Source organism: Paenibacillus terrae (assembly GCF_005217525.1).
Lineage (GTDB): Bacteria > Bacillota > Bacilli > Paenibacillales > Paenibacillaceae > Paenibacillus > Paenibacillus terrae_C.
Window position 1 is genome coordinate 19159 of the sequence record NZ_PNXQ01000002.1, and the last position, 26542, is coordinate 45700.

The 26542-nt window shown below is 47.0% G+C and carries 26 protein-coding genes and 1 pseudogene; 7 read left to right on the forward strand and 20 right to left on the reverse strand.

Features of this window, described 5'->3' with window-relative positions:
• Positions 1-9: 9 nt before the first annotated feature.
• Complete coding sequence (locus C1I60_RS01835) at positions 10-804, reverse strand: alpha/beta fold hydrolase (RefSeq protein WP_137060248.1); 795 nt, start codon at positions 802-804, stop codon at positions 10-12.
• Between the two features lie 86 nt (positions 805-890).
• Complete coding sequence (gene yyaC / locus C1I60_RS01840; RefSeq protein ID WP_137060249.1) at positions 891-1481, reverse strand: spore protease YyaC; 591 nt, start codon at positions 1479-1481, stop codon at positions 891-893.
• A gap of 120 nt (positions 1482-1601) precedes the next feature.
• Between yyaC and C1I60_RS01845 the strand changes: the two genes are divergently transcribed.
• The 5 genes and pseudogenes from C1I60_RS01845 (at position 1602) to C1I60_RS01865 (ending at position 3580) form a co-directional block, all read left to right on the forward strand.
• A complete protein-coding gene (locus tag C1I60_RS01845; RefSeq protein WP_044644451.1) occupies positions 1602-1829 on the forward strand; it encodes a DUF1128 domain-containing protein in 228 nt (75 codons plus the stop codon).
• Positions 1830-2000: 171 nt separating this feature from the next.
• Positions 2001-2117: pseudogene (locus C1I60_RS25090) on the forward strand (phosphatase PAP2 family protein); the annotation flags it as partial.
• 248 nt (positions 2118-2365) lie between these two features.
• A complete protein-coding gene (locus C1I60_RS01855; protein ID WP_137060250.1) occupies positions 2366-2623 on the forward strand; it encodes a GlsB/YeaQ/YmgE family stress response membrane protein in 258 nt (85 codons plus the stop codon).
• Positions 2624-2664: 41 nt separating this feature from the next.
• Positions 2665-3069, forward strand: a complete 405-nt coding sequence (locus C1I60_RS01860) for a YtxH domain-containing protein (protein ID WP_137060251.1) — start codon at positions 2665-2667, stop codon at positions 3067-3069.
• 97 nt (positions 3070-3166) lie between these two features.
• A complete protein-coding gene (locus C1I60_RS01865; RefSeq protein ID WP_043922285.1) occupies positions 3167-3580 on the forward strand; it encodes a DUF5665 domain-containing protein in 414 nt (137 codons plus the stop codon).
• A 91-nt stretch (positions 3581-3671) separates the two neighbouring features.
• Here the strand turns inward: C1I60_RS01865 and C1I60_RS01870 are convergent, their stop codons facing one another.
• The 11 genes from C1I60_RS01870 to C1I60_RS01920 form a co-directional block, all read right to left on the reverse strand.
• Entirely contained in the window at positions 3672-4640 is a 969-nt protein-coding gene (locus tag C1I60_RS01870; protein ID WP_137060252.1) for a magnesium transporter CorA family protein, read from the reverse strand.
• Between the two features lie 107 nt (positions 4641-4747).
• A complete protein-coding gene (locus C1I60_RS01875; protein WP_137060253.1) occupies positions 4748-5521 on the reverse strand; it encodes a sigma-70 family RNA polymerase sigma factor in 774 nt (257 codons plus the stop codon).
• Entirely contained in the window at positions 5518-5970 is a 453-nt protein-coding gene (rsbW, locus tag C1I60_RS01880; RefSeq protein WP_137060254.1) for an anti-sigma B factor RsbW, read from the reverse strand. Before rsbW ends, C1I60_RS01875 begins: the two co-directional genes overlap by 4 nt.
• An 18-nt stretch (positions 5971-5988) precedes the next feature.
• Positions 5989-6327, reverse strand: a complete 339-nt coding sequence (locus C1I60_RS01885; protein WP_137060255.1) for an STAS domain-containing protein — start codon at positions 6325-6327, stop codon at positions 5989-5991.
• Between the two features lie 112 nt (positions 6328-6439).
• A complete protein-coding gene (locus tag C1I60_RS01890; protein WP_137060256.1) occupies positions 6440-8110 on the reverse strand; it encodes a response regulator in 1671 nt (556 codons plus the stop codon).
• A 19-nt stretch (positions 8111-8129) separates the two neighbouring features.
• A complete protein-coding gene (locus C1I60_RS01895) occupies positions 8130-8999 on the reverse strand; it encodes a CheR family methyltransferase (protein WP_137060257.1) in 870 nt (289 codons plus the stop codon).
• A 77-nt stretch (positions 9000-9076) separates the two neighbouring features.
• On the reverse strand, positions 9077-12775 hold the full coding sequence (locus C1I60_RS01900; RefSeq protein ID WP_137060258.1) for a response regulator: 3699 nt from the start codon (positions 12773-12775) through the stop codon (positions 9077-9079).
• Positions 12759-13940, reverse strand: a complete 1182-nt coding sequence (locus C1I60_RS01905) for a PP2C family protein-serine/threonine phosphatase (protein ID WP_137060259.1) — start codon at positions 13938-13940, stop codon at positions 12759-12761. Before C1I60_RS01905 ends, C1I60_RS01900 begins: the two co-directional genes overlap by 17 nt.
• A 235-nt stretch (positions 13941-14175) precedes the next feature.
• On the reverse strand, positions 14176-14517 hold the full coding sequence (locus C1I60_RS01910; RefSeq protein ID WP_137060260.1) for a YflT domain-containing protein: 342 nt from the start codon (positions 14515-14517) through the stop codon (positions 14176-14178).
• Positions 14518-14617: 100 nt separating this feature from the next.
• Positions 14618-15136, reverse strand: a complete 519-nt coding sequence (locus C1I60_RS01915; protein ID WP_137060261.1) for a hypothetical protein — start codon at positions 15134-15136, stop codon at positions 14618-14620.
• A gap of 51 nt (positions 15137-15187) precedes the next feature.
• The gene (locus C1I60_RS01920; RefSeq protein WP_137060262.1) at positions 15188-15709 is read right to left on the reverse strand and encodes a DUF948 domain-containing protein; all 522 of its coding nucleotides are present in this window, start codon (positions 15707-15709) and stop codon (positions 15188-15190) included.
• Between the two features lie 259 nt (positions 15710-15968).
• On the opposite strand from C1I60_RS01920, the gene C1I60_RS01925 reads away from it, so the two are divergent.
• Complete coding sequence (locus tag C1I60_RS01925; RefSeq protein WP_137060263.1) at positions 15969-16136, forward strand: DUF1328 domain-containing protein; 168 nt, start codon at positions 15969-15971, stop codon at positions 16134-16136.
• A gap of 139 nt (positions 16137-16275) precedes the next feature.
• Here C1I60_RS01925 and C1I60_RS01930 read toward each other — a convergent pair whose 3' ends face one another.
• Positions 16276-17445, reverse strand: coding sequence for a C40 family peptidase (locus tag C1I60_RS01930; protein ID WP_137060264.1), 1170 nt, complete (start codon positions 17443-17445; stop codon positions 16276-16278).
• 191 nt (positions 17446-17636) lie between these two features.
• The gene (locus C1I60_RS01935; RefSeq protein ID WP_137060265.1) at positions 17637-18506 is read right to left on the reverse strand and encodes a cation diffusion facilitator family transporter; all 870 of its coding nucleotides are present in this window, start codon (positions 18504-18506) and stop codon (positions 17637-17639) included.
• Between the two features lie 582 nt (positions 18507-19088).
• Here C1I60_RS01935 and C1I60_RS01940 point away from each other — a divergent pair.
• Entirely contained in the window at positions 19089-19274 is a 186-nt protein-coding gene (locus tag C1I60_RS01940; protein WP_013311941.1) for a hypothetical protein, read from the forward strand.
• A gap of 175 nt (positions 19275-19449) precedes the next feature.
• Here the strand turns inward: C1I60_RS01940 and C1I60_RS01945 are convergent, their stop codons facing one another.
• The 5 genes from C1I60_RS01945 to C1I60_RS25095 all read right to left on the reverse strand — a co-directional run.
• Positions 19450-21078 carry an ABC-F family ATP-binding cassette domain-containing protein gene (locus C1I60_RS01945; protein ID WP_137060266.1) on the reverse strand — a complete coding sequence of 543 codons (1629 nt, stop codon included), beginning with the start codon at positions 21076-21078 and terminating at the stop codon, positions 19450-19452.
• A 258-nt stretch (positions 21079-21336) separates the two neighbouring features.
• Positions 21337-22152: an ABC transporter ATP-binding protein gene (locus tag C1I60_RS01950; RefSeq protein ID WP_137060267.1), complete on the reverse strand. Its 816-nt coding sequence runs from the start codon at positions 22150-22152 to the stop codon at positions 21337-21339.
• A complete protein-coding gene (locus tag C1I60_RS01955) occupies positions 22142-23125 on the reverse strand; it encodes a FecCD family ABC transporter permease (RefSeq protein ID WP_137060268.1) in 984 nt (327 codons plus the stop codon). Before C1I60_RS01955 ends, C1I60_RS01950 begins: the two co-directional genes overlap by 11 nt.
• Before the next feature lie 14 nt (positions 23126-23139).
• The gene (gene isdE, locus C1I60_RS01960) at positions 23140-24075 is read right to left on the reverse strand and encodes a heme ABC transporter substrate-binding protein IsdE (RefSeq protein ID WP_137060269.1); all 936 of its coding nucleotides are present in this window, start codon (positions 24073-24075) and stop codon (positions 23140-23142) included.
• A gap of 158 nt (positions 24076-24233) precedes the next feature.
• Positions 24234-26542, reverse strand: a 2309-nt coding sequence (locus tag C1I60_RS25095) for an NEAT domain-containing protein (RefSeq protein WP_252361522.1), incomplete at its 5' end; no start/stop codon positions are given.

Genomic DNA, 26542 nt, shown 5'->3' on the forward strand with positions numbered 1-26542 from the left:
TGCTTGAGCTTATTGCTGGATGTTTTGTTGTAAAAATGCCAAAATGGCATGTGCCACTTGTTCCGGCGCTTCGAACAGGCTCATATGACCAACTCCAGATATGGTGACCTGAGTGACCCCGGCCCGATCTGTCGTAAACGTCCGGGCGGGAGGAACCGCCTGATCCTGCTCACCCGCCACTAACAGAGTTGGCAAGGTGGAGGCTGACAGAACGTCGCGGCGGTCAGAACGCTCACGCATAGCCAAAGATGTGCCTACGGCTCCTTGCGGCGGCGTTTTATAACCGATTTCTTTGATCTTGAGTACCTGATCCGATAAGGACTCTACATGTTCTGGAGCAAATAGTCCAGGGACGAGTCCATCTACAAATGTGGTAATCCCTTCGGTTTGAATAGTGGATACGGCCTTGTTCCGTTTTTCTTTTCCTTCCTCCGTATCCGCGTATGCAGTGGAGTGAATCAGTCCGAAGGCTGTAAGCCGCTCGGGATGGCGCTGTACCGCAGAAAGCGTCAAATAGCCCCCGAGGGAATGACCAAACCAGGCAGCCTTTGGGATGTCCAGTTGCTCTTGAAGCTTAAGCACATCGTTCGCCATTTGATCAATCGTGTAGGCTCCAAGCGGAGCATCGCTACGTCCATGACCACGCAAGTCCGGAACAATGCAGCGATAGCTTTGGGACAGCAATGGAACAACCTCATCCCAATAGGAAGAGCTTCCACAAAATCCGTGCAACAGTATTATGGGCTCTCCTTTTCCCTGTTCGGCATAGCAGATCGTCGTTCCTTCACATAGTACCTTTTCCATGTGGAACCCTTCTTTCTCTGTATATAATCTATTGGAGCGAATATATTATGATTGGAACATGCTGATGTATATTATTAAGCAGACCATCAATATCTGAAACGGTAGCCCTCTGGAAATTCTTGCGAATCTGCTCTTAAACCAAACCCGCAAGACGCAGCATGGGCTATGTGTGCAGCCATCGTCATGACGAGATGTAGTGATGTCATTTGCAATGTCCAGTAGGGTTTGGGACTACGCTCATTCACAATAGCTGCGACGCTGTAATCTCCGACAGACGGCAGCGCCAGTCCGACCGAACGCGCCGGAGTTAACGGCTCACGGGCAACCAGAAACATCCCCGCCGCTCCTTGCTGTCCCAGACAAGCGTCGATGGCAATCACATGATGGTCCTGGGGAATACGCTCCAAATACGAAACCAGATGATCCGCGTCGCACGGCTCAGTCATTGTGCCGATCACGTGCGGAAAGCCCTGTCCCATAAGCATGGTGCCGACCAGCGGTCCCAGTGAATCGCCTGACGAACGATCCGTGCCGATACAAACAAAGGTCAGCTTATTCATCTCATGCTGAGAATGAATTTCCCGAAAAAACGGTACGAGCCCTTCACGATCTGTTTTTTCCGCACTACTGTCTATAGGAGAGCGTCTGGATACAGAAGCCCGATTATACAAAGACACCTTCGTCCATCCTCCTTGATCCGGCCATTGACCGATAATCTGACTTTCAGTACATTCTACAATAAAAACATGATACAATACAGGCAACTTCCCCTGATATGAAAGGATGGAACATTAACGATGGATTTGTCTGTACCGTCTCATGCCAACATTGAACATATGATTGAAGGCATCAAAACCAAGCTTCGTATGGCGAGTGGCGCTGCTATGCAGTCCTCCGCTTTCTCTCTGGAGCAATACGAGGATCTCCGTGATGTCTATGATATGGTGATAAACAAGCCTAATCTGAGTATTTCAGAAGTCGAGGCCATCGTCTCCGAGCTGGGAAGATTACGTAATCCCTCCTAATCAGAAGACAGATGCACGCCGTTTAGCATACTTGCAGCCTATCATCTTGGGTGACACTGTTCATGGTAGCGGCCTGTGCCCGTAAATAAAGCTCGTATCTCCGTTCGCATCAACAGACGCGCAACGGGATAGGAGCTTTATTTTTTATCATTCTCTTCTGGATTTTCTTCGCGGATGTCTTTCCTCCTTCCTTGCGTACTTGGCGCGCTTTTGATTCTCCCGATTGGGCTAAGCCTTATCTATCTGGGGGTTCACTGTCCAACCGACATCGCGGGCGGTTATATTGCCTGAATCATTTGGCTCGTGTTAACCGTTCCTGTTATCTATAGGCGACCACGGCTGCGGGGTCCTCTGCCTATTTCTGCCCCCTCCCGTAAGCGGTTCGAGGCGCTTTCTTGTTTCACACGGAGTCACGGCGTTTATATACGAAGTAAGCGAGACAATACAGCACTCTAAACTCACCACTCACAAAAAAGCGTTATGATTCTGTTAAACAGACGTTTCTGCTAAACTAAAGGATAAAGGAGGCGATCCTTGTGTGGGGAATAGTATTAAGTATTGTAATGGCTATTATTATCGGATTGATTGGCGACGCGCTCGCTGGCCATGAAATGCCCGGTGGCATTGCAGGCTCTATGATCGCCGGATTTGTAGGAGCTTGGCTCGGTGTCACGCTGTTGGGAAACTGGGGTCCGGTCATCGGTGATTTTGCAGTCATTCCCGCCATACTCGGAACCGCATTATTTGTGTTCCTGCTCGGACTTGTGTCCAGGCTTTTAAGAAGGGCTACCTAACATTTATATATTTTTTTATTCTATACGAGGAGTGATATGACATGAGTAACATTGATAATCAAAATACAGTAGGTAATACTTCAAGCTTTGCAAAAGGTTTATTTATCGGAGGTTTGATTGGTGCTGCGGCAGCCCTGCTGTTCGCTCCTAAACCGGGTCGAGATTTGCGCAGCGATTTGTCTGATAAAATTACAGTGGTTGCCGATAAAACAAAAGACGTTGCAACCGTAGTCAGCAGCAAAGCAACGGATCTGGCTAAAACGGTTTCCACTAAAACAGAAGATGTAGCTAAAACCGTATCCGATAGCAAAGACATTATTTTATCCAGCGTTGCCAGAGCCTCTGCCGATGTTGCTGATGAAGCAGTCAAGGCTGATCAAGAAATTAAGGATGCAGCGGCCCAAGCTGCCAAGGAAACGCAAAAACAATTAAACACTACTTCCTAATGACAGGGAATTCTATGTACAACAAGAATAGACCTTAAAACACTAAACAGCCAGCATGCACGAAGCTGGCTGTTTTTTAGATGACAGAAAGGCAGGGATGACGATGAGCAAGCCAAACTCGTATGGAGATGATCTTAGCGTAAACAACAAACGGACCTTTCATCCCCGACAGGGTCAGGATCAAACCAGGGATTTTGATGTGAATGAGCACCCTTTTGAGCTGCGTCATGAGGTGAAGCGGCTTAATAAGCGCTTAGATCAAATAGCCGACATGCTGGAAAGAGTAGAATTTCGCGATGTATTGGAAACGTATTCCAATCCTAAAAAAAGGATCATCAGCAACCTGACCGCAGGCATTGCAAGGGGTCTTGGCCTTACGCTGGGTACGGTCGTCATACTCGCCCTGCTCGCTTGGCTGCTCAGCTTCCTTGTACAACTGAATCTTCCGATCATCGGAGATTTTATTGCCGAGCTGCTGGGCTATATTAAAATGAGCCAAGGTGGAAATTAGACGGCAAACGATCCATAGTAACCAGAGGTTCGTGTGTACACGTAGCCCATTACCATGGATCGTTTTTATCTGTACATTTGGGATGACTCAGCTAAAGTTTGTGGCGCTTGTTCGTTTTCAGCAAATCTCCTGTCCATCCCTTCATCATCAGCCAGCCGTACATACCCACCATACTTAACAGGGTCGCCGCAATCACGGCGGTAAAGCCCCAGCCTGTTTTGATCCAGGGCAGATTCTCGAAGTTCATGCCCCAAATGGCGCCCACTACGGTTGCAGGCGTAAATACGGCTGTTACAATGGTGAGTGTCTTCGTAATCTCATTTCCCCTAAATGCAGAAATGGCATCGTCAATGGAGATCAACGTGTCAATTTCCTTTTCATAATGCCGGAACAGCCCTTCCATTCGATTGACACGGTGAAGCAACTGCTTAAAAAAGCGATTTTCCTCCAGCTCATCCAGATACGCTTCCCGGGAAGCCGTTACCAGTTCTGAAAATGGAATGAACATATTACTCCAATACAACAGCTCAAAACGCGCATTCAATATGGAGTCCATTAGCGTACGGGCATTTCTTTTCTCCATAGTCTCTTCCAGTTTTCTCAGGTTAATCTCGAATTTGTCCATCCCCGTATGAAAATAATGAAGAACGGCCCTTGCCAGTACAAACATGCCATCAGCTGCACTTTCACATCGGTCGAGCATTTTTTGACGTTCGGCCGTGTGCATGATTTCGCGGGTATTTTGATCCAGGTTTAAGGTTACTAATTTCTGGCCCACGACCAGGAAATAGAACTTGTTACCATCGCGTTGGCTGTCGATTTCCTCCTGAATGGAATAGATCAGCGATCCGCATATCAAGGGTTGAACGCCATCCAGAAAGCGCACAGAAATAAAACTGGATGGGATGTCCTCTACCTTGTCCAGCCATTCCCGGGCCTCCGAAAGTTTCTCTTTCAGCTCTTGTATAATGGGGTCCTGCCAGTCTGTAGCGCCAATATCCCACCATTCCCACCCTCCGCGAAAGGAGGAAATCTGTTCAAATGCTGCCGTAGATTTCAACCTTCCTCCCCTCCTTTTCCGCTTAAAAAAGGACACGCTTCCCTTATGGAATGGCGTGTCCTATTATGTGACGTCCAGTAATCGAAACCATGAAGTTCTTCTTCCTCTCATGAGATAGAAGAATTAGACATGATTTGCTTCAGCTTCTCGGTCGCCCGCTTCTGGATGCGGGATACGCTCATCTGCGATACGCCCAAGGTCTGCGCAATCGAACGTTGAGATTGACCATCCTGAAATGCCAGAAGGAGCACCTTCTGTTCCTGCTCTTTCAGCTGGCTTAAGGCTTGCTGCAGATCCATTCGTTTTTCCACAGTGTCGTAGTCGTTGGCATCCGAACTGATAAGCTCGCCTAACGTAGCCGCACTCTCCTCCTGGGATAAAGGGGAGTCTAGTGACACATAATGGTAGCACTCACGGCCTGCGAGCACTTCGATCGTTTCCTCTACGGTAAGGTCCAAATACTCCGCAATCTCGTTCACATTCGGCGAACGTTCCAGCTTAACGGTCAGTTCGTCGATGGCATGCTGAACGAGCGCACCCTTTTCCTTGATGCGGCGTGGAACCTGAATGTACCAGGATTTGTCGCGCAAATAATTTTTCATATGTCCCAGCATACTTTTCATAGCATACGGTTCAAAGGGGATACCCAAGCTGATATCGTATTGCTGAAGCAGACGTATCAATGCCATCTGACCGGTTTGATATAAATCCTCGTATAAGTCCGGACGGTTACGGGAGATTTTCCCGGCAGCCATCTTGACCATCGGCTCATACTTGCGGATCAGTACGGTAGCAATCTCGTTATCTTTGGTTTGCTGGTACTCCCAGATTAGACCAACGGCTTCATCCATCGACTCCGGGGGAGTTACCTTTTCATTCATACTTTTTCCTCGCTTCTGACCAGACGCTTTACAAGCACGACTTCAGTGCCTTTTCCAGTCTCATTCAAGATATGGACATCGTCCATAAGCGCCTGCATGAGATAGAAGCCCAGTCCGCCTACCTGTGCATCATTCAGCTCTTTGTCATGCAAGGATGCAAGTCGGGACGGGTTCTCCATTCGTTCAAAGCTCTCCCCTTCATCTTTGACACGGATGGACAACGAAGCTTCGTCAAATTCGAATGTTACTTCCACCACTCCGCCTTCATGACCGTAAGCATAAAGGACAGAGTTATTACAGGCTTCAGATACAGCCACTTTCATGTCTTCTATATCCTCGTAAGAGAATCCCATTTTCACGGCAATTCCGTACAAATTTAATCTTACAATATCGACAAAGTCAGCAGTTGCCGGCAAGTTAAGAACTACTTTTTGAATTTGAGCGTTCATTTCTTTTTCTTTCCTTTCCTATTGGGAATTCTCCTGGGGGACAAAGAATTTGGCAATACCGGTCACATCGAACAGTTTTTGAATTTGAGGGGGTACCTCCTGAACGGCAAACCGGGACTCCATCCCATGCCTTGCCTTCAAAATAGATAACAAAATACCGATACCTGTACTGTCAATGTATTTAAGTTCTTTTAAGTTAATAATCAAGTCTTGGGCGGATTCCCCCACCAAAGGCTCCATCACCAGACGAAAATCAGGTGCCACCGAAAGATCCAGCTCTCCGCTAAGGTAAACGGTGTTTACTCCATCACTTGTTTCTGTAATCGCATTGAATTTCTCATTTTTATTAGTATTCATAGGCCTACTCTCCCGAAAAAAGATTTCCTTACTTACTAACCCATTATACGATCGCTTGAATCACCATATGATGCTTTCTGCACCTTCCAAATGTCACCATCTACGCATCAGGCTACGCCTCATGAATTTGATCTTTGCCTGGTTGCATTGGAAAATGATCCGGAGAATGCCGCAGTAGAGCCTGTTTTACACTGCTGATTTTCACAGGCTTGCTGATATAATCGTTCATTCCGGCTTCAATACATCGGGGCTGAATACCATCCATCACATTCGCTGTCATGGCGATAATAGCAGGCTGTGACCTTCCCGCCAATTGTTCACGCACCTTGCCCGTACACTCTAATCCGTCCATCACAGGCATTTGCAGGTCCATGAAGATATAGTCATAATCCTGATTAGCCATGACCATATCAAGCGCCTGCTGCCCGTCTGCTGCCACATCCGCAGCCAAACCGAGCTTATCCAGTATATTGACCATCAGCTTCTGGTTGATTGGATGGTCATCTACGACCAATACGGGTTTACGGCTTAAGGAGTTCTGATGGGGAATTTCCCATTCGTAACTGGACTCTCCCTCCAGTTCATTGTCCTGAGCACAGCCAAGCTTCGTTGTAAAATGGAATGTTACCCCCTGCTCTCCACTTGGATCCACACCGATATCGCCGCCCATCATGTTCACCAATGTTTTGCAAATAGCGAGTCCCAAACCAGTTCCACCATACTTGCGCGTCATCGAGGAATCAAGCTGGGAAAAGGGCTGAAACAGCCTTCCAACCTTGGCTGGCTCAATACCAATGCCTGTATCCTTCACGGAAAATTCGACAGTAAGTCCTTCGGCGCTATGCTCTTTGACCGATGCGAAGACGTATACACCACCACGATCTGTAAATTTGACGGCATTGGATACCAGATTAATGAGAACCTGACGCAGTCTTCCCATATCACCGTATAATACTGGAGGTAGCTGTTCATCCAGAAAATAATCCATCTCCAGATTCTTTCGATTTACTTCCACCGTAAACAGGCTGAAAACTTCCTTGATACAGGAAACCAGATCGAACGGATATTCCTCTACCTCCATTTTGCCTGACTCCAGCTTGGTAAAGTCCAAAATATCATTAATGACCGCTACGAGCGCATCTGCACTGCGGCGGATGATATCGGCATACTCCTGCTGATCGCTGTGCAGCTCTGTTTCCATCAACAGGTCAATCATGCCAATCACACCGTTCATAGGAGTCCGAATTTCATGGCTCATCATAGCCAGGAACTCCGTCTTGGCATTAGCCGCGATTTCGGCTGCCTCCTTGGCGGCAATCAGTTCGCTATTCATCTTCTCCAGCTCATGTGTCTTCTGATGAAGCAGCATGGACTGTGTTTTCAGGCGTTTGTTGGTCAGATACATCTGCACAAAGCCTTCAATTTTGGACTTGAGAATTTGAGGGATGAATGGCTTCACCATATAATCAATACCACCCGCTGAATAACCGGCAAACAAATGCTCCGCTTCTTTACTGTTAGCGGAAATGAAGATAATCGGAATATCTTTCGTTTTCTCTCTGGCCTTAATCAGCTTTGCGGTCTCAATTCCATCCATACCCGGCATTTGTACATCGAGGACTACCAGTGCGAATTCATCTTTTAACAGACATCGCAGCGCTTCTTCCCCAGACGTAGCCTTTACCAAATTATATTGTTCACTCTCCAGCACCGCTTCAAGAGCGAGCAGGTTCTCAGGTCTGTCATCTACCAGCAGTATATGAATCGGTTCATGAAGCCCCATGGAATCCTCCTAAGCATCTCTATTTAATCTTCCGGTATATTTTTTCTATCCGGTCCAGCGGCTCGTAGGAATCACTATAATCGGTAAAATGTATGGATTCCTTGGCCCCCAGCACCAACACGCCAAAATAACTCAAGCTATCATAAAACAACCCATGTACATGGTTGCGAAGTTCATCGTTAAAATAAATCATGACATTCCGGCAAAAAATAACGTTGAACTCGTTAAAGGACCGGTCTGTCGCCAAGTTGTGCTCCGCAAAAATAATGTTTTTACGTAAAAAAGGATGAAGCATGACTGAATCATACTTGGCTGTATAATATTCGGAGAACGATTGCGTGCCTCCTGACTCCAAATAATTTTTGGTATACAGCTTCATTCGATCAATTCCGTATACGCCTTCCTTCGCCTGCTGTAAAGACAGGTTATTCATATCCGTCGCATAAATACGGGCTTTATCATATAAGCCTTCTTCATGCAGCATGATCGCCATCGAGTATACTTCCTCACCTGTCGAGCAACCTGCATGCCATATTCGAATGTACGGATATGTCCGTAAAATCGGTATTATTTTCTGCCTGAAATTTAAAAACAGCTCTGGATCGCGGAACATCTCGGTTACTGGAATCGAAAGGCTTTGTACCAGTCTGTCGAAGGCACTGCGATCATGCAGCACCTTCTCCTGAAGCCCTGATATCGTGCTAACCTTCTCGGACTGTGCATGATAATAAATACGCCGCTTGATCGAAGGCAGAGCATAGTTACGAAAATCGTAGCCGTACAGCCGATGAATTCCTTCCAGCAACAGCTCTATTTCAATCATTTCCCGCTCAGCTTCATTCGATTTCAGTTCAATAGCAGCATTATCCGCCGCATCCTTTGATGTCATAATCTCTCTCCAATTCCTGAGGTTTTGCCAGTACCGCCCCAATTCCTGTGTTGATTTATATTACCCATTTTTTCAAGCTACGAATACAGCCATACCCGCATTAATGACAAAAGCTGTTCGGTTTGAATCGGCTTTTTCACATAATCAGAAGCGCCTGCCTCAATACACTTGGAACGATCATCCTTCATAGCCTTGGCTGTGAGCGCAATGATAGGCAGCTTCTCGAATTGTGGCAACAGCCGGATTCGCCGCATGGCTTCATATCCGTCCATTTCCGGCATCATCATATCCATCAGCACCAGATCAAAATCAGGTGTCTGTTCCAGCATTTCCAGCGCTTCTCTACCATTTTCCGCAAAAGTAACCTCCATACGGTAACCTTCCAGCACGCTGGACAGAGCGAATACGTTCCGAATATCATCATCCACTAACAATATTTTTTTACCTTCAAACAATTCTTCCTTGTTATATAGCTTCTGCAAAATTTTACGTTTGTCCTCAGGAAGATTCGCCTCAACACGATGCAGGAACAGGGTCGTTTCATCCAAAAGCCGTTCCGGCGATTTAACATCCTTAATAATAATGGACTCCGCAAATTTGCGCAGTTGCGTTTCTTCTTTGCTGTCCAGATCTTTACCCGTATAAATAATAATCGGCAAATCGGTCAGTTGCTCATTGTCCCGAATGCGGTCGAGCAATTCAAAGCCTGTCATATCGTTCAGCATAAGATCCAGCACCATACAGTCATACCGCTGTACCCCCAGCTCATTCAGTGCTTCTTGCCCGGTGGACACCGCCGTAATAGCAACATCGTCATGGTCAATCAGTTCAATAATGGATTTACGCTGATTCTCATCGTCCTCGACCACGAGAAGACGTTTCACCATTTTATCTGTATATGATTTAATATGTGAAAATGCCTTATCCAGACTTTCCTTTGAAGATGGCTTTTTGAGATAGGCAATCGCGCCCATCATCAAGCCTTGCTTCACATCGTCGATGACCGAAATAACATGTACCGGAATATGCCGCGTCGATGAATTTCCTTTCAGCTCGCCCAAAATGGACCAGCCATCCATTACAGGCAATTGAATATCCAGAATAATGGCGTCCGGCAAATAGGATCTGGCCATGTCCAGCCCATCGTCTCCCTGTAGAGCGATAAGTGCCTTAAAGTCTCGGCTACGAGCCATATCGTACAGGATTTTAGCGAATTTAACATCGTCCTCTATGATCAGTAATACCTTATCCTTCGAGGCAATCTCGTTCCGGTCGTCGCCCGGGTGCACGATGTCCTCCGATTTTTCCTTTGAAGGCATCTGATACATAGGCAACTGCTCAGCGGGAACAAGCATAGGAGAATTCGACTCTGCGGATGCTGCGACGCCACCCATATCCAGTTCCGCACCCGATTGCGACTCCGCACTCTCTGTTGTTTGCGTTTGTTCCGGCAGATACAACGTGAAGCAACTGCCCTGTCCCTGCTCGGATTCTACTGTAATGACACCGCCCAGTAATCTGGAAAGCTCGCGGCTGATCGACAAACCAAGTCCAGTTCCGCCGTATTTACGGCTGGTTGTTCCATCTACCTGCTGGAATGCCTCGAAAATCAGATCCGTTTTATCCGAAGCAATGCCGATGCCCGTATCATGTACAGACAAGGCCAGATAGGATTTATGCGGATTTAGAAAACCGGGAAGCTGGCCACCGGTTGCCCTTGAAACACTAAAACGAACAGATCCCTCTGTCGTAAACTTGAATGCATTGGACAGTAAATTCCGTAAAATTTGTTTGAGACGATAACCGTCACTGATAATGGCTTCTGGCAAGCTTTCTTCTATCTCGGTATGGAGTTGAAGCTCACGTTTGGCTGCGACCGGAGCAAAATTTTGCTCCACAAACATCTCCAGCTCTTTCAGATTGACGGCTTCATGGTTAATATCCATTTTCCCGGCGTCCACTTTGGATAAATCCAGAATTTCATCAATCATTTTCAGTAAATCCGCGCCTGACATATAAATGGTTTGTGCATACTCAACCTGCTTGGGCTTGAGATTGCCATCCTTGTTCTCAGACAGAAGCTGAGAAAGAATGAGCAAGCTATTCAGCGGAGTACGCAGCTCATGAGACATGTTGGCCAAAAACTCGGATTTGTATTTGCTGGTGATGCCCAACTGCATCGCCTGCTGCTCCAACTGGGCACGCGCACGTTCGATCTCGTCGTTCTTTTCTTCCACTTCCCGAACCTGCTCTTCCAGCGCTCTCGTTTTGGCAATCAGCTCGGTGTTAAAATGCTCCAGTTCCTCCTGCTGACGCTGTAACAGCTCTTCAGAGCGTTTAAGCTCCTCCGTCTGCTCCTCCAAATTTTCGTTGGAACGCTTGAGCTCCTCTTGCTGGGTTTGAAGCTCTTCGGACTGGCATTGCAATTCCTCAGTCAACGCCTGCGATTCGCGCAGCAGTTGCTCTACCCGCATCCGTCCCTTGATGTTGTTCAAAATGATCCCCAAGCTCTCGACTAATTGAGCAAATAGCTTCGTCTCCAGATCACTAAAGCGGTCCAGCGACGCTACTTCCACAGCACCGATACAATCGTCCTCGAACAAAATAGGGAAAATCATAATTCCCACCGGCTTACTCGCCCCCAATGCGGAGCCGATGGACAAGTATCCATCAGGAGCTTCTGTAATCAGGATCGGCTTACGATCCTGAACACTTTGTCCAAGCAAGCCTTCGCCAACATGGATAACCTCCTTGATCGAATCTTCACCAGCCTCCTTCGCATAGGAGCCGTACAGCTTAAATTGGGCATCCTCCACTTCCTTGCCTTGCAAATAAATCGCTCCGTAGCTGCCTCCCAAAATGGGTGTGAACTCACTGATAAACATCTGTGCGACTTGCTCCAGTGAATTCACGCCCCGGAACAGTTCTGTTACCCGTGCTGTGTTGGCATTGAGCCAGGCTTGATCCTTCTGCGTCTGTAGAACGGAGTGCTCAAACTTGCGCTTTTCCTCCAGGTCGCCAGCCATTTGTTGAAATACACGGGCAACCTCCCCGATCTCGTCCCTGGAAGCTACATTCATTCGGCTGATCGCCCTGTATTTTCCTTTGCCAAAGCCGTTGATCATGAGGTTAACGATGTTCAGACCCTTCGCAATACTTGGAAGCACCCACAAAATAACCAATAACCCCATAAGCAGACCCGCGACCATCAGAATCGTGGTAATCTGTACAGATTCCTGATAAGCCTGATTGGCTTGCTCCATATCATGATCTATTTCCCGATCCTGAAAAACGGCAAGTGTAGAAACACTGTCCAGCGCCTCCTGTTGAGCAGGTAACCCCGTACTATTACGGAAAGCATTTGCTTCCTCAATACGATCTTGACTCAACAAGGAAATCAGCCTTTGCTCATAGCTCAGGAAGTCCTTCCAGGCGGCCGCTACCCGATCCACTTGCTGCTGCTCCTCACTGGTACCGGAATCGGATTCCAGTTGGTCCAGCACTTTATTCCCGGAAGCGGTAATACGATCAAGGTCGCGTTTGGCCTCACTGACAGAGGACCCCGGATTCAGGATCAGATTGGCCATAACCTTCGCCATATCGTTCACCTGACCGCGAATGGCCGTTGTTTTTCGGACCTTCATATAGCGGTCCTGGTAAACCTGATTCAGCTGCTCATTCAGACTCCCCATTCGATCATAGCTGATTAGTGTCAGCACAAGGAGGATCGCCATAAGCGACCCGAAGCCGATCAGCAGTTTATTTCTGATTTTCATGCAAGCCCTCTCCCTCTTTCAATGAAATCCAGATCAGGCACTTATCATCATCGCGATCCTGCGGTGCTTCTTTACGAAAAAAAGCATCCAGCATCGCTTCTTCATTCCATTCCTCATGCTGGCGCAGACACGCAGTCAAATATTCCAGTTGTTCCTCATATTCGCCCTCTACGGCCTCCAGCAAGCCATCGGTATACAAAGTGATATGCCCCGATCCTTCATAATGGATCGTGTGCATTTCCGCATCAATTTTATCAAACAAGCCTACCGGACTGCACGCACGGTCAAATTTGGTGATGCTGCCGTCCTGACTGAACAGCAAGCCGGGCGGATGCCCCGCATTCACATAATCAATCCGCCGAGAACGGGTATCAATGACCATATAGATCGCCGTAAAATAATACTGCACGAGCTGCTTGCCCAGATCCAGTTGATTAAAGCGACGATTCAGCTCCTGAATTACCTTTTCGGGCTCTACGTACGTGGTCACGGTATCCTTGAGTACAGAAGCAATGAACATGCAGAACAGTGAAGAAGAGATGCCATGACCCATCATATCCAGCAAAATGATGGCATATCTTCCTTCCCCGAGTGGATACCAGGAATACAAATCTCCCGCCAGTTCAAAGGAGGGCTGATACAGGGCATTGACTTGCAGCACCGGGTCTTGAATGGCAGGACTAAGCACCGCCTGCTGTACCATCGCGGCCAGCTTTAGTTCGTCTTGAATCCGCTGGTCCCGGTCTTTATGCCAATCCTTTTCCTGTTTGAGACGCAAGGCAAGCCGTATTCTGGCCATTAACTCTACCTTATTAATAGGCTTGGTGACGTAATCGACGGCCCCTACGTCCAGTGCCTCTGCCAGTTTCTTGGAATCGCCTACAGCAGTTACCATGATGATGGGTATATCTTTCAGATGCTCGTATTCCTGTACGATGCTGCAAGCTTCAATACCATCCATTTCAGGCATCATCATATCCAGCAGAACCAAATCAATATCGGAAGGTCGGGGGCGCAGACTAATGGTACGGTCGCCGATCCCCAGATGCTCCAACATTTCTGCGGCCGAGCTGGCAGAGATAACATCCCTATAATTTTCTTTCTTTAATATTTCACGAATAATAATGACATTGGTCGGATTATCGTCAACAATTAGGATTCTCATTTCTCTCTCCTTATCTGTAACCCATGTATTATACTATACCTGTTTAAGCGACATCACCCTTATGGACCTGAATAGCGTCTCCATAAGAAGGCATTCCAAAAACATAGATAAGGAATGAGGCCCTCGCCCCATTCCCTATCTATGTTTTTGGAGGAACCGCAAAGCACTTGTGCGGCGGTCAGCATCCTCTTTTTCAGCTCTAATGCCAGTCTATTTTCCTGTTCAACCGACGTTATCAAGCTTTTTGGGCAATGACTAGAACTTTGCCCTGATCCAGTTCTTTTTCGTAAAAATCAGCTTCCGTATCTGTAAATCCCAAGGAAGTAATTTTAGCGCGAAGCTCGTCACCACGGGAACGGAACAGATTGGCTAATGAGTCAAAAACGCCCTCTTCCTTCATCCCGATTTCCTTGGCATCCACCGTATCTGCAATACGATCCGTCCGGTCCTGATCATGAGCGAGCACGAACACATCCTCATAACGATAGCCCGTGTTGCGCAATTCATTCACCGCTTCGACGGCTTGTACACCGTTCTCTACCACTTTGGCATAAGATTTATGATGGGTCTGATTCATGTTTCTCACGCTCCTTATTAGGATTGACTTCTCTGACTATTACACGCTGTACATTCGTTTGAAACTTCCATGTTATGTCATGCTCTTAAAATTAAAGATATTACCATTCTGCTTCGTCAAAAAACTCGACATATTCGGGCTTATCGGACGCCTCATCCATAAACACTTTGATCGCACGCTGTCCACGAACGTATACCTCGCCATCCTCCGCTGTAAATTGTGAGCCACCCAGCGCTTTATCCAGCGTCTGCCGTTTCAGCGGCAGCCACTCATCATTGACCTTGATCTGTCCAGCAGCGGGATCTACATGCACATAAGAAACCATATCACCTCGCATACCGACCACGACGTCAGGATATTGATATTCCGTAGAAAGCAGCAGCGAATCCTCCTTTACTTGAAGGGGCTTGCCCCGTTTTTTCAATACATCCGCACGCGTATCGTCCAAAGATATGCCGTTTAGCGTATGAAAATCAGCCGGTACGGCATTTTTGGCGGGAATCGTCTGCACAGCCCTTACTACATGCCCCGCCGTATGCGGGGAAACGGCTTGCTGAACCGTATCCTGTCCGGAAAAGGGAGTGAGCAAACCAGCAGCTAGCCATAAAATCTTCATCATAAATCTCACCCTTTCAATGAATTTCCTATAATTTACGGTTCAGCCACTATGCTACTGACGCATTTTTTGCCACACCCCGGCAGCGATATCTACATAACCCAACCAGTTTTTGGCTGGCTTTGCTGCAGGCTCCTCGTAGGTCTCATTGTAGCTCTGAACCGTCCGTTCCGTTGAAGTTTGTGGCCTGTTCGAAGAAGCTGACTTGATCGCGGTTTCCGTACCTGTCTTTTTATCCACTGTATGATGCGGCTTCTGAAACCGGGTGATTAATGCCGCTGAAGCCTGCTTCGCAGCCAGAGTGACTTCGTTAAGCACCTCGCCCAAGTTTTTTACCGATTCCATCACAGGCTCCACCTGCTTCAATTTATGATCAACATCAGCGGTAATATCATTGGCATGTCGAACCGTTTGCTTTAATTCATAGCTCAGTTCATCTACCGTTTTTTGTACATCCTGGAGAGTCTGAGTTACCTTTTCCAGAGAGCCTTGTGCTGCTTTGAGTGTTTTAATGAGGAAAATAACGAGAACTGCAAATGCGATAGCGATAATAAAAATACTGACCTGTGTTAACATGGCCTAACCTCTCTTTCGTTTTTCACGATGATGTTTATGATTACTGCATAGTTACCCCTTACATTCAGACACGAAACAACGTTACACCTTGCTTTTCCCCCACTCCTGACGCTATGTTTCAAGGATTCGGGCACGGTTTAAAACAACATATAACGATGGCAGAGCCACGAAAGATTCAATGATTCAGCCGTCATCCGCAGCCACGCTCTATCGGGCGTGAGTATGCCACATTATATACAATTGAAGGAGGATGCAGAACATGCTGAAATGGTCCGCTTTATTTTTAGTTTTTGCCTTGATCGCCGGGATTTTAGGTTTTTTTGGTATCGTTGTATCCATAGCTGCTACAATCGCCAAAATATTGTTTGTGTTATTTCTGGTGTTGTTCGTCATTTCACTCTTTACCGGAAGAAGACGAGCGTCATAGGCGTAATAGAAGAAGTCAGAAACAAGTGTAGTGAAGATATATCATTATATAGCTTTAAAAATAGGATGTTCCCGCCCCAATTACAGGGTTGTGGAACATCCTTTTTTTGATGCGTAATTTTTTAAGGCTAATGATGCTTTTATTGGATTACGCTACCCCCGAACAGGAAACGATCCTGCCAAGGCTTGCTGAAATCCGTAACTTTCACACCGCCACCCGCTACAGAAAACGTATGAAGAAGCTTGTTGTCTCCCAGATATACAGCTACGTGTGTAATCGTTTGGGAGGAATTATCCAAGGACGTATACGCCCCTGAAGACGCGTTGTAATTAGTAAAGAAAAGCAGATCGCCACGCTTCAGCGTGGTCATGTCTGTGTTTGGCTGACTATTCTGCTTGATCCACTCACCCTGTGAACGTGAATCCGCCGGAAGCTGAATACCTGCAGCCTGACGGAAAATTTGACGTGTAAATGCCGAGCAATCAAAAGTAGCGGTACTGCTACGATCGGAACCATATTCATACGGAGTACCGAGATAAGTCATCCCTGTGTTAATAACCTGTTCAATGGCAGCAACTGCGTCACCAGAAGGCAAGTTTATGGATTCCGCAGGTGTTGCTACAGCAGGAATCGCGGTGGTGTCAGGAGCAGACGTCACCGGGGCAGCCACTGGCTGCTGTACAAGAACGCCCTCTCCAATACGGATATACTGTGGAGACGAGCTGACATAGCCCACCGTGCCATCAGCACTGGTAATCTTGAACCAATAAGCGTTGCTTGGATCGGTAATCGTCACGATATCTCCGGCATTCAAATAGCCCAAAACCTCGGATGAAGTGGATGCCTCCGCCCGTAAACGAACGGACGTTTGAATCGTAGCTTTCGTTTGACCGGCAGAACTATTCACTGAGGCTGGAGCCTCTTTGGCTGAACTGTTAGTTTTAAGCGATTCCTTGGCTTCCGGTTTACGGACGGCAGGCTCGGTGACAGCAGCAGCGACGCTGGTAGCGCCTACTTTTATGTACTTGTCGGAGCTGCTTGTGTATCCAGTTACCCCATCAGACGTCTTGATCTTATACCAATAGCTGTTTGTTTTCTCCAATACCGTTACGGCCTCTCCCTGCTTCATAAAGCTGACTACATCTCCCGTAGTAGAAGGGCCGGATCTAAGCTTTACAGCCGCCTGAATAACCGCCTTCTGTCCCGTAGATGCTGTCGATGCCGCTGCGTCAACCTGACCCGGCGCCATATGAATTGCTGCCAACAGCACGGCTGACGTCATGAGCATTCCCATCACGCGTCTTCTCAATGTTGCACCTCCTGGCTGTTTTTACGAATTTGAAGAGCAAGTCCAATTCCGACGAATATAGCCGGACATGCTTTCATTATAGTAAAAGCAACAGGAAGAGAGATATAATCCAAACGTCACAAAAGGCAGCGCATACACCTTTTATACATAGGTCTAAAGTCATTTTTACCACTAATCATTAAATAAATAATCTATAATTTGGGTTCCACATGGACATGAACATGCATCGTATTATGAACCTCTTGCAGGCGTTCCTCAATCCTGTCGCTGATCCGATGTCCTTCAATCAGGCTGAGTTGCGGATTCACCTCTATGACAACATCCACCAAAGCATGATTGCCGTGTACCCGTGCCTTGACATCACGAATCCCCTCTACACCGGGTATATGAGCAATCGTGCTACGTAAGTCTGACAGCTCCTGCTCATCAAAGCCATCCGTCAGGCTGTGTGTAGAGTCCTTGAAAATATCCCACGCCGTTTTACAGATTATAAATCCTACCGCTATCGCTGCAACCGTATCCAGCCATGGCAATCCAAACTGTGCCCCGATAATACCAACCGCTGCACCGATGCTGACAAGCGCATCTGACAGGTTATCCTTGGCAGCCGCCAGTAACGCCTTGTTGTTAATTTTCCGCGCCAGTCTGTTGTTGTACATATATACTCCCAGCATAATGACCGCACATATTACCGCTACTCCTGCGGAAGTAACATCAGGCGTCTGCTTGCCCCCTCTGAAAATACTTCCGATCCCGTCAATAAGCACCTGAAGACCGACGACAGCCATAATAAAGGATGCCAGCAATGCCGCTATTGTTTCTGCCCGAAAATGTCCATAGGCGTGGTCGGAGTCCGGCGGTTTTTGAGATATTCGCAGACCGATCAGTACGGCAACGGACACCACAATATCGGTGACATTGTTAAATCCATCAGCCAGCAACGCACTGGAAGCAAATATATAGCCGCTAATCAGCTTAAAGGTGGATAGAAAAAGGTAGGCGATAATGCTCACCCATGCCCCACGTTCACCTTTTCGTATTTCATCATACACATTCACCACAACGGGGGACACTCCTTCAAAAATAGAGTTTCCGACAGAACGTTCTCACCCTAATAATCACGGGAAAGCCATAAAGTCAGGATAAGCTTTTATACCATTTCATGCTGCGTCCAGCCCAAAAAACTTTGTAAACCTAAAAAACTTTGCAAACCTAAAAAATAAAAATAGCAGCTTAGCTGCCCTGAAAAATAAACCTCCAACCATGCAGCATAGCTGCCCTATGCAATGACCTTCCAACCAAGCAGCTTAGCTACCCTGAAAATAACCATTTGCCGTTGGGTAATGGTTATTTTCAGGATAACAGACCATGTTTGTGTGGGTCTAGAGAAACAGTCTTTCCGCTCCGCATCGCTGTAGGAACAACGAAAAAGTATTGCCAAGCCCCATCCCTGTGGGGTTTATAAAACATTTTTTCCTTTATGCAAAAAATAGGCATCCCCTCTTCCGGTTCGCCCCGTTGTCATGTTATCATTGTTACCCTTGTCCCATCTTTTAAAAACGTATAAAATGGGGACACAGCCGCGTTTTCCTTCAATCCAGCATGATTGACTTGAATTTGGCGGCAACAGGAGGAATTTATTTATGAGCGATGCTAATGAACCACGTAAAGTTAATCTCGCAGATGCCATTCGAGAAAAGCTGGCACAAAAAAAACAGCAGTCCGGCGCTTCACAGCAGGGCGGCTTTCAAGGCGGTTCCGCCAAAACACTGAAAAGCCAAAATACGAAGAAGCCGAACAACCAACGCCGTCGTACAGGCGGATCATAAGCCAAGCCATTAACCTATACCGCACCGGACTCAGGCAGAATTAATTCGCCTGTAGCCCTGACGGTGTAGCCATGGGTAATGGCCCAAACGAAAAAGAGGAGTCTCCCCCGCCATCATCAATGGCCTGAAGGAGCTCCTCTTTTTTGTTTATCGATTTACTGAAGGTTAGCTGGTTTTAGACGTTTTCTACTGGATACATACTTTCACGCAATTTCGTGATTTCATCGTTTTCCAAGTATTCATCATAGCTCATCGTACGATCGATTACACCGTTCGGCGTAATTTCCACGATGCGGTTTGCAATGGTTTGAATGAACTGATGGTCATGCGATGTGAACAATAGGGTACCGTCAAAGTCGATCAGACCATTGTTCAGCGCTGTAATGGATTCCAGATCCAAGTGATTGGTCGGTTCATCCAGCAGCAGCACATTGGCGCCATTCAGCATCATCTTGGCCAGCATACAGCGAACCTTCTCGCCCCCGGACAGCACGCTTGCTTTTTTGAGCGCTTCTTCACCTGAGAAAAGCATACGTCCCAGGAAGCCACGCAGGAACGTTTCGTCCTGATCCTTGGAATATTGGCGTAGCCATTCCACGAGATTCATATCCACACCTTCAAAATAGGTGGAATTGTCTTTCGGGAAATAAGCCTGAGTGGTGGTAATCCCCCAAGAGAATTCACCGCTATCCGCTTCAGTTTCGTTCATCAATACCTGAAAGAGCGTCGATTTAGGCAAGCCGTTCGGGCCGACAAACGCGATTTTATCGCCTTTGTTCACAACCAGACTGAACTCATTCAGCACTTGCTCGCCTTCAATGGATTTGCTGAGACGGTCTACCGTCAACAGCTGTTTGCCCGCTTCGCGTTCGGGCTTGAAGTTCAGGAACGGATATTTACGGTTCGACGGACGAATATCGTCCAGCGTAATTTTATCCAATTGTTTTTTACGTGAAGTAGCCTGTTTGGACTTGGAAGCATTCGCGGAAAAGCGCTGAATAAAGGCTTGCAATTCCTTGATTTTCTCTTCCTTTTTCTTGTTGGCATCACGAGTCAATGCAAGCGCAAGCTGGCTGGACTCATACCAGAAGTCATAGTTGCCGACGTACATCTGGATTTTGCCAAAATCAATATCCGCAATATGCGTACATACCTTGTTCAGGAAGTGACGATCATGGGATACGACGATGACGGTGCCTTCATAGTCCATCAAGAAATTTTCCAGCCATTGAATGGATTCGAGGTCCAAATGGTTGGTAGGCTCATCGAGCAGCAAGTTGTTTGGACGACCAAACAACGCTTGAGCCAGGAGAACACGGACCTTGTCATTACCGCTCAGCTCAGACATGTTCTTGTCATGCAGATCACGCGGAATACCAAGACCGATCAGCAAGGAAGCCGCATCCGGCTCGGCATCCCATCCGTTCAGCTCCGCAAATTCACCTTCAAGCTCGCCGGCACGCAGGCCGTCTGCCTCTGTGAATTCCGATTTAGCGTACAGTGTATCTTTTTCCTTCATGATTTCATACAGACGCGTATGGCCCATAATAACGGTTTCCAGAACCGGAAATTCATCGTATTCGTAATGGTTCTGCTTGAGCACTGCCATCCGTTCGCCCGGTGTCATGTGAACCTCGCCTGAATTGGCTTCGATTTCACCGGAAAGAATTTTCAAAAAGGTAGATTTGCCCGCGCCATTCGCCCCAATCAGGCCGTAGCAGTTCCCAGGAGTAAATTTGATATTTACGTCTTCAAAAAGTGGGCGTTTACCATAACGAAGCGTTACGCCGCTTGTACTGATCATATGAGCATACCATCCTTATCATTAGTAAAGTGCTAATCACAAAATTACCGACGGCAATAGTATAACACACAACGGATCGGATTCGAACCGTGTGTCAACCGAACAACCCTGAAACCTCCGTCAATATTCTGAAAATAAAATAAAAAATGCTTCCGTCCCCACGATTGTCTCCTGACAAAAACGTGGGCCAGAACCATTTTTTCTTGTTTCCAAATTCGATGCCACCAGGAGACAGACGAGCTATTCAGCAGACAATATCTACACTCCCTGTGCTTGTAAACGTATGGAAGAATCTGCGGAAGCCCCAACCCCTATCGGAATCAGATACATCCCCGCCTCAGCGTCATGTCTTACGACTACTTCCACGCCATAGACCGCCTGAATCATATCGGATGTGACGACCTCGGCGGGCGGACCGTTCGTTATAATGCGCCCTTCCTTCATGGCAATCATAACGTCGCTATAACGAATAGCCTGATTGATATCATGCAGCACCATTACGATCGTCAGACCGTGTTCCTGATTTAACTGCCGGATGAGTTCCAATATTTCAAGCTGGTAGTACATATCCAGATAGGTGGTCGGCTCATCTAAAAATAAAATCGGCGTCCGTTGTGCCAAGGCCATTGCAATCCATACACGTTGCCGTTCTCCCCCCGATAACTGGTCCAGTGTACGTGTTCTGCGTTCCTCCAGATTCGTACAGGCTATCGCCCATTCGACCGCTTGCTCGTCCTCCTCACGTCTCGCTGTGAACATGTTCTTATGAGGAAGCCTTCCAAAGCTGACTAGCTTTTCTACGGTCAAGTCAGAGGGTGCCTCATTCTGCTGATGAACCACCGCCAATTGACGGGCCAGCTCCTTGGGCTTGTATCGGGCAATCTCTTTACCGTCCAAAATCACCTGACCAAGGCGGGGAGTTGCATTGTTCGACATGACGCTAAGCAGCGTCGATTTACCACAGCCATTGGGACCAATGATGGTTGTAATTCGTCCCGGCTCAATGACAGCATTGATGGCGTGAAGACGATCTGTTTTCCGGTCATATGAAAAGGTAATATCCTTAATGTCCATAGGTGCGATCCGCCTTTCTGATCAGGAATATCAGGAACGGCCCGCCAATGACGGCCATAATAATGGAAGCCGGAATTTCATTGGGAGCAAGCACCGTCCGGCCCAGCGTATCCGCAAGCAATAACAACAAACCGCCGCACAAGGCGGAAAACGGAATCAGCCACTTGTGATCCGAACCAACCAAGTAGCGGGCACAATGCGGAACGAGCAGGCCGATAAAGGCAATAACTCCAGCAATAGCTGTAGCCGTTGCTGCAAGCAGCACAGCAATAACAGAAATTAAAAGACGCGCACGCGTCACATTGAATCCCAGGTTTTTAGCTGTTTTATCTTGCAGCGACAAAAAATTGCACCAGGAGAACACGAGTATGGCTAAAATCAGCCCAATCCCGCCATAGGTCACAATAACCTCGACATCGACCCATTTTTTCATGGACAAGGTTGAGGTTGTAACCTGATTAATGCTGGTGACCGCGTAACTGCCCCGATAGTTAAACGATTGCCCGAGACCCGAAAAAATCGCATTCACAGCAACCCCGATCAAGATCAGACGGATCGGATGCAGGCCGGATTTCCATGAAAATCCGTAAACCATGAGACAGGCCAGCGCACCACCGATAAAAGAAAAGAAGGGCATCCAGAAATAGAGTGCCGGAAAGATCGTAACCGCAATCAGCGAAACCAAAGCTGCCCCCGAAGAAATACCGATAACCCCGGCATCAGCCAGCGGGTTTTTCATCACGGCTTGCAATAAAACACCCGCCACCGCAAGCGTGGCTCCCGCCATCACGGCTACGATAATTCTCGGTAGTCTCAGATCCTTGACCACATTCACCTGATCATCCGTCCCTGTCCACAATCCGGTCACCAATTGACTCAAATTCACCTTGAGACTGCCTGTCATCGCTGAATAGAGAATGACGCTGATGAGCAAGGCGATTACAACGATAAAGCTCCAACCTTTTTTCGACATGTCTTCAGCTTCCTCTAATTCGTAGGATACAACATTTTTACTAGCTCATCCAGCGCCGAGTTTACCGCCAAATTTCCTGTTGTTCCAAACAGCGGCTCCGGCAAATCATAGACGTGTCCGTTTTTCACAGCGTTAAAATGTTTCCAAATATCGTTAGTTTTGAACTCTTCGTCGAACATTTTGACCACTTCATCCGGCATCCCGTGTGCAGCACGCAAAATAATATCCGGATTGGACTGTTGCAAAGCTTCTGTATTGTGGGCAATAAATTCAACCTTCTCACCCTGGACTACGTTCGTCCCGCCTGCAATTTTAACCAGATCCCCAATATAGGAATGCTCGGTAGCCACCAGATAGCTTCCCGGTACCCCCAGCAAGATCAATACTTTAGGGGATTTCTTCCCTTTGATCTTTTGTTGAATCTCGGCTACTTTAGCGTCCAAAGCTCCATTAATCTCCTTTGCCTTTTCGGCTTTGCCGAACGTATCTCCCAGCTTTTGAATTTCTTTTTGCATGTTGGCTAGACTTTCAAAATTCAAAAATTCGGCATTGATCTTCAAATCTTTAAATTTAGGCTCCAGATCATATTTTAGTGTCGTAACCGACAGTACGTCTGTCGGCTTCAACGACATCACCTTTTCCATATCAGGACTCATCGGATTGCCCACATCAGGGACATCCTTATAACGATCAGGCAGCACTTTCGTGCTTGTCGGCTTGCCTGCCAAATCCAGACCCAGCGCATCCGTAATTTCCGTAATGGCTACCGTTGTAGCAACAATACGTGATTGTGCTTTATCGCCGGACGTTGCCACTGATTTCGCACCTTCATGATCGTTCTGTTCGGCCGTCGCCCCTCCCGAGCATCCGGCGAGCAACAAAAGCACCAGACCCATCAGCATATAAAAGCAGAACGATTTCCCTTGTACCAAAGCTGTATATCGTTTCATGAAAGCTAAATCACCTCAATTCAAAATATAGAAGCAGCCTGAGCCTCAACTTTTCGGGTAATGAAATGCTGACAAGTCTTGATGCCAGGGCACCAAGACTTGCTTGCATACAAGCTATTCTGTTATTAGAGCAGGTTTGATGCTACTGCGACCTGATATTATTTTGCTTTCAGACTCGCTTCATCAAACTGGAATTGAACTGTATACCAGTGATCATATGGCACGCCGCCAAGAACTAAACCAGGTACAATGACGTGTGTGTAGGCACTGATTTTCTGAGACAAGTCCCCTGCTTCAAATTGAACGACACGCGTATCGCCAGATGTCGAGATGACCTCTACATCTTTCAGGCTGCCATTCTGCTCCACTTGTAGAACAGGCATCCAGGAGCTATTTTTCAAAGTAACTTGAATATAACGCTTGTCTCCCTTTTCAATCAATGTAGCAGGCTTGTCGAGGTACCCATCCATGACGGAAGCTTCGCTTGTTTTATCTTTAAAAACGTTGTAATTGATCGTGTATTGCTTCTCGGAAGTGACTGTTTGAGCTGTTTGCTCCACTACAGATTTCGTTTCAGCCACAGGTGTTGGCGTTTCTGCTGTCTGCTCAGTAGCTGGTGCGGTTGTAGCTGCATTGACTCCCTCACCTTTAAGCGATGCACGGTCAAATTGAATTTGTCCGCCGAACTTCTCATTCACAATAAATTTCTCAGGCAAGTATACCTGTGTGTACACGCTCAGCTTTTGGTCCAGATCAGGCACTTCAAAAGCGATGGTGTGCGTGTCACCTTTCGTGTTGGAACCAACAACGGTTGGATTGGCATATCGGCCTTCAAAGTCTGTTTGGAACAACTTCAAAGCCTGATTGTCCGTCACGGTGAGATGAGCCTGCACCTTACCATTCTTCACAATCAGCTTCGCCAGACTCTGTACAAAAGGAGCCACAAGAGAGTCCTTGTCCGTTCCATTCGCCAGCACACGGAAGTTCGCTGTGTACTCTCCATCGGCTAAATTGCTTTTCCCTTTTTCAACTTCGCCTGTCTTTTTATCGTTGTAATACGTTACATCGCTAGTATTGAATTTGAATTCAAAATCATATACCTTCTCCACACGATCCTCAGCCTTGAAAACCATCGGAGCAGCACTCGCTACCTTCGGAGCTTCGTAAACAACCAGTTGGCCTTTTACGTTGTTCTTAAAGTCGCTAACGCTAAAACGAACGTTCTTTGTATTACTTGCTGCATCTTCCTGGGTCACTTCTGCGTCTTTGTAGCCTCCGCTTGCCGTGTCCCAAATGCGCAATGCCTTCACTTCGTTGCTATTTTGCAGCTTCAGACCAATAAACCGTTTGTCGCCTTCCACGACCAATTGCGCTGGTTCATTGGCAATAAAGCGTTGAGCCGGAGAATTCTCTCCTGTTGTTCCATCCGCTAAAACAATACTGAATTTCAAAACATATTTACCATTGACAAGCTTGTCAAAATCCAATTTAACGATTGGATCTGCCGCTCCTGTAGAGGACGGTTCGACAAAGCTGCGAATGGTAGCAGGCTCGAATTGATACTGCACATCATATACGTGGTCATAAGGGATGCCACCCAAATCCAGACCCGGTACAATGACATGTGTATTAACCATAACTTTATCCGATAGATCTGCGACTTCAAATTGGACGGTTCTTGTATCTGCCGAGGTCGATTGATCAATAACCTGAGCCTCTGCACCGTTTACCTTGAACGTTTTAATCCAGCTGCTCTTGTCCATTTTGATCTGGATCAAATTCTTGCCGGATTGCTTCAACAGAGTGGCTGGTTTTTGCATATAGCCATCCATTACAGATATTTCATTGCTTCCATTTTTGAGTACGGAGAAATCAATGCTATATTTGCCGTTCTCAGTCCCAGGAGTTGTACCGCCATCCGTTCCTTTCACCGCAATGCTGCTACGATCAAATTGAAGACGAATCTTATGGTCCATCTCATAAACGGTTCCGTTATAGCTGGTACTTACATGAACTTGCGCATTCAGAATAGCGTCCAAGTCTGCCACTTTGAACTTTACAACACGAGTGTCCGCTTTCTTGTCCACATTTACGACATCTGAATCCGTCAACGTTCCGTTTTGTTCCGTTTTAAACTCCGTCACCGTGGCGCTGTCTTTGATCGTAAAGGAAGCTTCATACTTACCCTTTGATACCGTCAGCGTTGCTGGAGACAACAAATATTGCGCCATTGATGATTTTTGATCTTTCGTTGCATGCAATGCATCGAAGTTGATGGAGTATGTGCCGTCCGCCAAAGTCGATGGTGTACCTGGATTTGTTGGTGTCGAATCTTTAAGTGTTACACTATTTCTATCAAATTTGAGACGGATCGTATGGTCCATTTCATAAGGGGTTCCGTTGTAGCTGGTACTAACATGAACCTGCGCATTTAAAATGGCATCCACATCAGCCAATGGGAACTTCA